This window comes from Streptomyces sp. NPDC001663 (assembly GCF_042893105.1).
Lineage (GTDB): Bacteria > Actinomycetota > Actinomycetes > Streptomycetales > Streptomycetaceae > Streptomyces.
The window spans coordinates 167,037-175,222 of record NZ_JBIAUR010000023.1 but is presented as its reverse complement, the minus strand read 5'-3'; the positions used below and the strand labels follow the sequence as shown (position 1 = coordinate 175,222).

General features: G+C 70.1%; 7 protein-coding genes and 1 rRNA gene. 3 read left to right on the top strand and 5 right to left on the bottom strand.

Annotated features, from left to right (window positions below; genetic code table 11):
* A 5S ribosomal RNA gene (rrf, locus tag ACFY1L_RS48740) occupies window positions 1–75 on the top strand; the annotation flags it as partial.
* A gap of 98 nt (window positions 76–173) precedes the next feature.
* On the opposite strand, the gene ACFY1L_RS48735 is transcribed toward rrf, so the two are convergent.
* Genes ACFY1L_RS48735 through ACFY1L_RS48715 form a run of 5 tightly spaced genes read right to left on the bottom strand, consistent with a single transcriptional unit; the run spans window position 174 to window position 5,805 of the window.
* Window positions 174–1,484, bottom strand: a complete 1,311-nt coding sequence (locus ACFY1L_RS48735; RefSeq protein WP_388840916.1) for a DUF58 domain-containing protein — start codon at window positions 1,482–1,484, stop codon at window positions 174–176.
* Window positions 1,484–2,473, bottom strand: coding sequence for an AAA family ATPase (locus ACFY1L_RS48730; RefSeq protein WP_388840913.1), 990 nt, complete (start codon window positions 2,471–2,473; stop codon window positions 1,484–1,486). The genes ACFY1L_RS48735 and ACFY1L_RS48730 overlap by 1 nt, the downstream gene beginning before the upstream one ends.
* On the bottom strand, window positions 2,473–3,669 hold the full coding sequence (locus ACFY1L_RS48725; RefSeq protein ID WP_388840910.1) for a DUF4350 domain-containing protein: 1,197 nt from the start codon (window positions 3,667–3,669) through the stop codon (window positions 2,473–2,475). The genes ACFY1L_RS48730 and ACFY1L_RS48725 overlap by 1 nt, the downstream gene beginning before the upstream one ends.
* Window positions 3,666–4,448: a DUF4129 domain-containing protein gene (locus ACFY1L_RS48720; protein ID WP_388840907.1), complete on the bottom strand. Its 783-nt coding sequence runs from the start codon at window positions 4,446–4,448 to the stop codon at window positions 3,666–3,668. Before ACFY1L_RS48720 ends, ACFY1L_RS48725 begins: the two co-directional genes overlap by 4 nt.
* 4 nt (window positions 4,449–4,452) lie before the next feature.
* On the bottom strand, window positions 4,453–5,805 hold the full coding sequence (locus ACFY1L_RS48715; RefSeq protein ID WP_388840904.1) for a hypothetical protein: 1,353 nt from the start codon (window positions 5,803–5,805) through the stop codon (window positions 4,453–4,455).
* A 140-nt stretch (window positions 5,806–5,945) separates the two neighbouring features.
* Here ACFY1L_RS48715 and mtnA point away from each other — a divergent pair, with 140 nt between their 5' ends.
* Together mtnA and mtrA are read left to right on the top strand one after the other, a co-directional pair.
* Entirely contained in the window at window positions 5,946–7,094 is a 1,149-nt protein-coding gene (mtnA, locus tag ACFY1L_RS48710; RefSeq protein WP_388840901.1) for an S-methyl-5-thioribose-1-phosphate isomerase, read from the top strand.
* A 401-nt stretch (window positions 7,095–7,495) separates the two neighbouring features.
* Complete coding sequence (gene mtrA, locus ACFY1L_RS48705) at window positions 7,496–8,185, top strand: two-component system response regulator MtrA (RefSeq protein WP_187283109.1); 690 nt, start codon at window positions 7,496–7,498, stop codon at window positions 8,183–8,185.
* Window position 8,186 lies beyond the last annotated feature (1 nt).

Here is an 8,186-nt window from a genome sequence, read left to right as displayed (position 1 = left end):
AACCCGGAAGCTAAGCCTTACAGCGCCGATGGTACTGCAGGGGGGACCCTGTGGGAGAGTAGGACGCCGCCGAACAAATTGTAAGAAAACCCCCGGCCGGGGATACCGGTTCGGGGGTTTTCTGCGTTTCAGGACGCTTGATTCGAGGAGCTCTCCGGAGAGAGCCCCTCGAATTACAGACGTCCTGCCGCCTTCAAGGCCAGGTATGCATCTGCCAGTGCTGGTGCAAGTTCGTCCGGTGTCTCGTCGACGACCGTGACTCCATGACGACGGAGCTGCTCGGCGGTGCGGTGGCGTTCGCTCTGGGCCTGTGCGGCGGCTGCAGCCTCGTACACAGCCTCGGTGTTTCCACGAGCCGTGGCCATGCGGGCGATGTACGGGTCTGCCACGGATGCCACCAAAATCGTGTGGCGTTGGGTGAGCTGAGAAAGGACGGGCAGTAGGCCTTCTTCTACTGGGGCCGCATCGAGGCTCGTTAGCAGCACGATCAAGGAGCGGCGAGGAGCCGTACGGAGAGCGGTGGCTGTCAGGCCTCGGGCATCCAGTTCGACCAGTTCCGGCTCGAGTGTTGCCATCGCATTGACCAGGGATGGGAGGACATCGCGTGCTGTCCGGCCCTGGACGAGGGAGCGAACCCGGCGGTCGTATGCGAGCAGGTCCACGCGGTCGCCGGCGCGGGAGGCCAGTGCCGCCAGGAGCAGGGCGGCGTCCATGGAGGCGTCGAGGCGTGGGGCGTCGCCCACGCGGCCTGCTGAGGTTCGGCCTGTGTCGAGGACGACGAGGATGTGGCGGTCGCGTTCGGGGCGCCAGGTGCGTACGGCGACCGTGGACTGGCGGGCCGTTGCGCGCCAGTCGATGGATCGGGTGTCGTCGCCGGGGACGTATTCGCGCAGGCTGTCGAATTCTGTTCCTTCGCCGCGTGTGAGCACGCTTGTGCGGCCGTCGAGTTCGCGTAGGCGGGCGAGTTTCGAGGGGAGGTGCTTGCGGCTGGTGAAGGGCGGCAGGACGCGTACCGTCCAGGGGACTTTGTGGGTGCCTTGGCGGGAGAACAGGCCGAGGGGGCCGTAGGACCGGATTGTCACGCGGTCCGCCTGGCGGTCGCCGCGGCGGGTGGGGCGTAGGCGGGTGGTGGCGCGCCGGCGCTCGCCGGCGGGGATCGTGAGGCGGTGGCGGGAGGCTGCCACTTCGGTGCCGGGCTCCCAGCTGCTCGGCGGCCAGGCATCGCGCAGACGGGCCCGGAGGAGGCGGCGGGACGGGTTGGTGACCGTGAGGGTCAGGTCCGCGGTCTCGCCGAGGCGTGCGGTCGTGTCGCCGGAGCGGGTCAGGCCGAGGCGTCGTACTGGTGCTGCGAGGGCGAAGTCGCAGGCGCAGGCCACGGCCAGGGGGGCGTTCACGGCAAGGATGCCCGTCCAGCTGGGGTCCCAGATGCCGACGGGGAGGGAGCCCAGAGCCGCGAGGAGTGCGGCGCGTCCGGTGAGTGCCATCAGCGGGGGACGGGGACGTGGGCGAGGATCGCGTTGATGACGGAGTCGGCCGTGACGCCTTCCATTTCTGCCTCGGGGCGGAGTTGTACGCGGTGGCGGAGGGTGGGCAGGGCCAGGGCCTTGACGTCGTCGGGGATGACGTAGTCGCGGCCCGTGAGCCATGCCCATGCGCGCGAGGTGGCCAGGAGGGCCGTGGCGCCGCGTGGAGAGACGCCCAGGGTGAGGGACGGGGACTCGCGGGTGGCCCGGCAGATGTCGACCACGTAGGCCGTGATTTCGGGGGAGATCGTGGTCTTGGCGACCGCGGCGCGGGCTGCTTCCAGGTCGGCCGGGCCTGCGACCGGGCGTACGCCGGCGGTGTGGAGGTCGCGTGGGTTGAAGCCCTCGGCGTGGCGGGTGAGGACGTTGATCTCGTCCTGGCGGGAGGGGAGAGGGATCGTCAGTTTGAGGAGGAAGCGGTCCAGTTGGGCTTCGGGGAGGGGGTACGTGCCCTCGTACTCGACCGGGTTCTGCGTCGCGGCGACCAGGAACGGGTCCGGGAGCGGGCGCGGGGTGCCGTCAACCGTGACCTGGCGTTCCTCCATGGCTTCCAGGAGGGACGACTGGGTCTTCGGCGGGGTGCGGTTGATCTCGTCCGCGAGGAGGAGGTTGGTGAAGACCGGGCCCTGCTGGAACGAGAACTTGGCGGTGTGGGTGTCGTAGACGAGGGAGCCCGTCACGTCGCTCGGCATCAGGTCGGGCGTGAACTGGACGCGCTTGGTCTCCAGTTCGAGTGCGGATGCGAGGGCGCGGACGAGCAACGTTTTGGCGACCCCAGGGACTCCTTCAAGTAGTACGTGTCCGCGGCAGAGAAGGGCGACGACGAGGCCGGTCACGGCAGGGTCCTGGCCGACCACGGCTTTGGCGATCTCGGCGCGCAGGGCTTCCAAGGAGGCTCGGGCTTTGCCCGGGTCCCCGGTGTACCCGGCGTTGTCAGTGGTCGGGTCCATCATGGACGGCGTACCTCTCTTTCGAGGGCGTCGAGTTGGTCGGCGAGGGCTATGAGGGCCGCGTCGTCGCCGGGCGGCGGGCCGAAGAGGAGGACGTGCAGGGATTGTCCGTCTCCGTGGAGGTGGGCGGACAGGGCGGGTAGCAGGGCCTCGGGCGCGTGCGCCTGGGCGACGGGGACGCCGACGAGGGGGGCGAGGCGGGTGCGGGTGGTGGAGCGAAGAGCGGCGGCCGCGCGGTCGCGGGCGTTCGCTTTGCGGTAGAGGCGGGCGCGGCCTTCGACGGCTTCGGAGGCGCGGATCGCCACCGGAAGTTTTTCAGGCACGAGGGGGCCCAGTCGGCGTGCCCGCCAGAGGGCGGCTAGGGCTGCCGCGATGAAGAGCTGCAGGGTGCCCCAGAGCCAGCCGGCGGGGAGCAGGTCGAAGAGGCCCTTTTCGTCGTCGGTGTCGGTGGCTGCGGTGTCGGAGAGCGAGGGGAGGTACCAGATCAAATGGGGACGGGAGCCGAGGAGTTGGAGGGCGAGCGAGGCGTTGCCCTGCTTGTCGAGGCGGTCGTTGAAGAGGATGTCGGGCGCGCCGAGGATGACGGTGTCGCCGTCCCCGGAGGTCTCCGGGATGCGCAGCAGGGTGGCGAGGCGCTGGCTGGGGTAGCACTCGTCGGCGTCGAGGTGTGTGGTGGTGTACCGGATTCCCCCCGTGTCGGCGCTGCCCGCGCGCCGGGCGCCGGCCAGCGCGCACTTGGGGGAGAGCGTCGAGTCGAAGCTGGTTGCGGGGTCCGCGGTGACGCCGGGGGCGAGCCTTTCGACGGACCAGCTGCCGGGGGCGACGAGGACGGTGCGTCCGTCGGAGCCGGCGATCGCCGAGTGCAGCCGGGTCTGTTGACGGTGCGTTAACCGGTCGGGGACGGCTACCAGGAGGGTGATGTCGGGGGCCGCTGCGGCGCGCGCCTCGTCCAGGGTGGTGACCACGCGCGTGGACACGCCGCGGTCGGCGAGGAGTTCGGCGACGGCGCGGCTGCCGTAGGGGTCGACGGAGCGCGGGTCGAGTTCGCCGTGCCGGCTGTCGGAGCGGATCACGGCGATGGCGACGGCCCCGACCAGGAGAAGGACGACGGCGAGGACGATGCCTCGTGCGCGGGTCCACACCTGGCGTGCGGTGGACGAGGCCGAGGTGGACGGGAGCATGGCCTCCGTGGTCATTCGGCGGCTCCCTGGCGGGCGTTGTGGGCCGTGCTGGGGGTGCTGCTCGCGAACTGCGGCTTGGTGCGCTCGAGGTCTCGGTCGAGTTCGGCGATGCGGCGATACGACTGCTCGGTCGCCCTGCGGCCGCCGTACGTCACGTCGTCGAAGTCGCGGGCCGCAGTGCGCAGTCGGTCCGTGTGGGAGGGCAGTGCGCGGCCCGCTTCTGCGGCGGCCTCGTCCGCGGTGCGGCCGGGGCGGACGTCGAGGAGCGCGCGCTCCTCGAGGGAGCGGACTATGGCGCGCATGTGTTCCTGGACGGCCTGGTTCCAGTGGCCCTGGGCTGCGTGTGCCTCGGCGGCCGCGCGGTGTTCGGCGGCGCTGCGGGGACGGTCGTCGAACAGGGCCGCGGACGAGGTGGGTTGGCGGCGCGGTGTGCCCAGGCGCCACCACAGTGCGCCGAGTACCGCGAGGACGGCCATGATGACGACGACCAGGCCGAGTGTCCCCCCGGGTGTCGCGGCTGCGGCCGAGCCGAACAGTTTGTCAACCCAGTCCCAGAATGCGTTCAGGGCGCGTTGCAGCCAACCGGGGTCGTTCTCGTGGTACATGCGCTTCGACAGCTCGCGGCGGGCCGCTTCCCGCGCGGGATCACGCGGGATCGTCACCGGCGGCTCGTCGCCGGAGCGCGCCAGCGACAGTACGCATGCGTCGCCGACGCGCAGGAGGGCCCGTACGGCAGATTCGGCAGCGTGCGGCAATGTCGGCACCGCTGTGAGAACTCCCCCCGTCGTGCTCACCGCATCAGCCTCCGGAGCCGGCATTGGTGCCGTAGCCCTGGACTCCGGCGGCACGGGCCAGTTCGAGGTCGAGAGCCTCGCGGCGGATGCGCTGGTCGATGTAGAGGAGCACGGTAACGCCGGCATTGATCGGGAACGTGATCATGGAGCCGATCACCGAGCCGATGCCGCTGATGATGAGGAAGGTCCAACCGAGGTCGTCGCCACCGCTGTTCAGGAAGCCGGTGAAGCCTCCACCGCCGAACGCTGCGGCGAGGAAGGTGAAGGGGATGACGATGATGGCCGAGATGATGTTCGCGATGATTCCGGCGAGCAACTGGATGCCGAAGACACGCCACCAGGAACCGCGGACGAGCTTCGTGGACCGGCTCATCGACTTCACGACGCCCTGCTTTTCCAGCATCAGCGCGGGCGAGGCCAGGGAGAAGCGGATCATCAGCCACAGCGCGACGATGCCGGCGCCGATGCCGCCCAGCACGGCGAGCGCGATACCCGGGCCGGTGCTTCCGAACACGGCCACGAGGGTGCCGGGAAGCACGCCCACGAGGATGATTCCGGCGGCGATGAGGGGGAGCAGGCAGATCAGGCCGAACAATTTCACGACCTGAGAGCGGGAATCGCGCCAGGCCTCGCCGGCCGTCACCGGCTTGCCGAGGACGGCGCGGCTGGTGACGGTGGTGAGCAGCGCGGTTGCGGCGACGGTGGCGATCAGGGTGATCACGGCGACGGCGCCGGAGCTGGCCATGACCTCGCCGAGGGCGCGGGTCAGCTCGCCCGCGGTGGCGCTCGGATCCTCGAGAGCCTCGGTGCTGGCGTCGTTCAGCACGAGGCCCTGCAGCAGGATGACGAGGACCTCCGTGACCACCGCGACGGTCAGGGAGATGCCCAGGACCGTGCGCCAGTACGTACGCATGGTGGAGACGGCGCCGTCGAGAATCTCGCCCACGCCGAGCGGGCGGAGCGGGATGACACCGGGCTTGGCCGCGGGCGGGGGACCGCCCCAGGCACCTCCCCAGCCGCCGTAGGGGCCGTAACCGCCATGTCCGCCGTATCCGCCGCCCTGGCCTCCGTAACCGCCAGGGCCGCCAGGGGGTTGGCCGCCGCCCCAGCCCGGGCCGGGCGGTGGGGGCGGCGGGGCCTGGCCGGGGCTCGCCGGGCCGGTGGGTGCGGACCACTGGCCGGCCGGCGGCTGCTCCTGGGACCACTTCGTGCCTGGGCCGTGCGGATCCGCACCCGGCTGGTCGGCGGGCTGCGCGGGGCCGGGCCGGTCGGCGGGTTCGGCGGGGCCGGACGCGCCGGGCTCCTGCCCGTCGGACGGGGCAGATCCGGGCGAGGCCCAGCCCGGAGTGTCTTTCATCGTCGCTCCTTCACGGTGCCCGTCCGCGGTCGCGGCGGCAGGTTGGCAGCCATCGTGCCATGGGGTGGTCGCCCAGGTACCGGCCGCGGTATGGGCAGCACACCTTCAATTGTCCGCCGGGTAAGGGGCAGACTGATCGCATGGCTGATCAGCACGCGCAATCCGGCGAGGACAGCAGGCCGACCGAGATACCGGCGATCCGCTGGGAGGAGCCACCCGAAGGCCCCGTACTGGTCCTTCTCGACCAGACGAGGCTGCCGGCAGAGGAGGTCGAACTGGTCTGTACGGACGCACCCGCGCTGGTGGAGGCGATCCGTTCGCTGGCCGTGCGCGGGGCACCGCTGCTCGGCATCGCGGGAGCGTACGGCGTCGCGCTCGCCGCCGTGCGCGGCTTCGACGTGGACGACGCGGCAACCGCCCTGTCGGGGGCCCGGCCCACCGCGGTGAACCTTGCCGTGGGTGTGCGTCGGGCGCAGTCCGCCTACCGGGCCGAGTTCGGCAAGAACGGCGACCCCGAGCGGGCGGCAGCGGCGGCGTTGACCGCGGCGCGGGCGCTGCACAAGGAAGACGCCGAGGCCAGCGCTCGTATGGCCGAACGCGGGCTGGCACTGCTTGATGAACTGCTGCCCGGCGGCGGGCACCGGATCCTCACGCACTGCAACACCGGGTCGCTGGTGTCGGGCGGTGAAGGAACGGCGTTCGCAGTGGCGCTCGCGGCGCACCGGACGGGCAGGCTGCGGCGGTTGTGGGTGGACGAAACGCGTCCGTTGCTGCAAGGGGCTCGCCTCACGGCTTATGAGGCGGCGCGCAGCGGCATGGCGTACACCTTGCTCACGGACAACGCGGCGGGTTCGCTCTTCGCGGCCGGCGAGGTGGATGCGGTGCTCATCGGGGCGGACCGCATCGCGGCCGACGGTTCGGTGGCGAACAAGGTGGGGAGCTATCCGCTTGCGGTGCTCGCGCGGTACCACCATGTGCCGTTCATTGTGGTGGCACCGGTGACGACGGTGGATCCGGACACCCCGGACGGGGCGTCCATCGAGGTCGAGCAGCGCCCTGGGCATGAGGTGACCGAGGTCACAGCACCTCAGGTGCCGGTGGCGGGAGCGGAAGCAGGGGGCGGGATACCGGTGGCACCGCTGGGGACCCAGGCGTACAACCCGGCGTTCGACGTGACGCCGCCCGAGCTGGTGACCGCGATCGTCACGGAGGAGGGCGTCGTTTCGCCCGTGACGGCTGAGGCTCTTGCAGAGCTGTGTGCCAGGTCGCGCCAGGTGACGATCGGCTAAGGGATGATGTCGGGCTCGATCGACGGCAACGGCCCCTCCACTTGCGGTGATTCGCAGGGCGAGGGGCCGTGACATCCAACGGCGACATCAACGGTTGACGTCTGGGTCCTGATAGGCCGCTTCCAGCTCCCGAATTCGGGTCGGCTGCCGGAGTGGGCGGTCTAGCCGGCCCACGGCTGCGATGACATCCGCGGGCGGGCTCAGTCGCTCGGTACTGTCGCGGCCTGGCCAAGAGCCGTAGGGCCGACCGCATGGTCAGCCTCCGCCTACCCTGGGTAGCTGACATCCGTTACTGACATCAACGTCGCGGGACAGGGGCAGACAGTGACGGCCCAGTACGACTATCGTCACCGCTCAGTGACCATGCTCACCTGCACCTTCACCACTGTTATGAGAATGGGATGATGTCGTTTATGAAGGGACGAGTCCTTGTCGTCGACGACGACACCGCACTGGCCGAGATGCTCGGCATCGTGCTGCGTGGTGAAGGTTTTGAGCCGTCTTTCGTAGCCGACGGGGACAAGGCGCTGGCTGCGTTTCGGGAGGCCAAGCCTGATCTCGTGCTGCTCGATCTGATGCTGCCGGGGCGGGACGGTATCGAGGTGTGCCGGCTGATCAGGGCCGAGTCGGGTGTGCCGATCGTGATGCTCACGGCCAAGAGCGACACCGTCGATGTGGTGGTCGGGCTGGAGTCCGGGGCCGACGACTACATCGTGAAGCCGTTCAAGCCGAAGGAGCTTGTCGCCAGGATCCGGGCGCGGCTGAGGCGGTCGGAGGAGCCTGCGCCGGAGCAGCTTGCCATCGGGGATCTGGTCATTGACGTGGCTGGGCACTCCGTCAAGCGCGACGGGCAGTCGATTGCGCTGACACCGTTGGAGTTCGATCTGCTGGTGGCTCTTGCGCGCAAGCCCTGGCAGGTGTTCACGCGCGAGGTGCTGCTCGAGCAGGTGTGGGGTTACCGGCATGCTGCGGACACCCGGCTTGTGAATGTTCACGTGCAGCGGCTGCGCTCCAAGGTCGAGAAGGACCCCGAGCGGCCGGAGATCGTGGTGACCGTGCGGGGTGTCGGTTATAAGGCAGGACCGAGCTGAG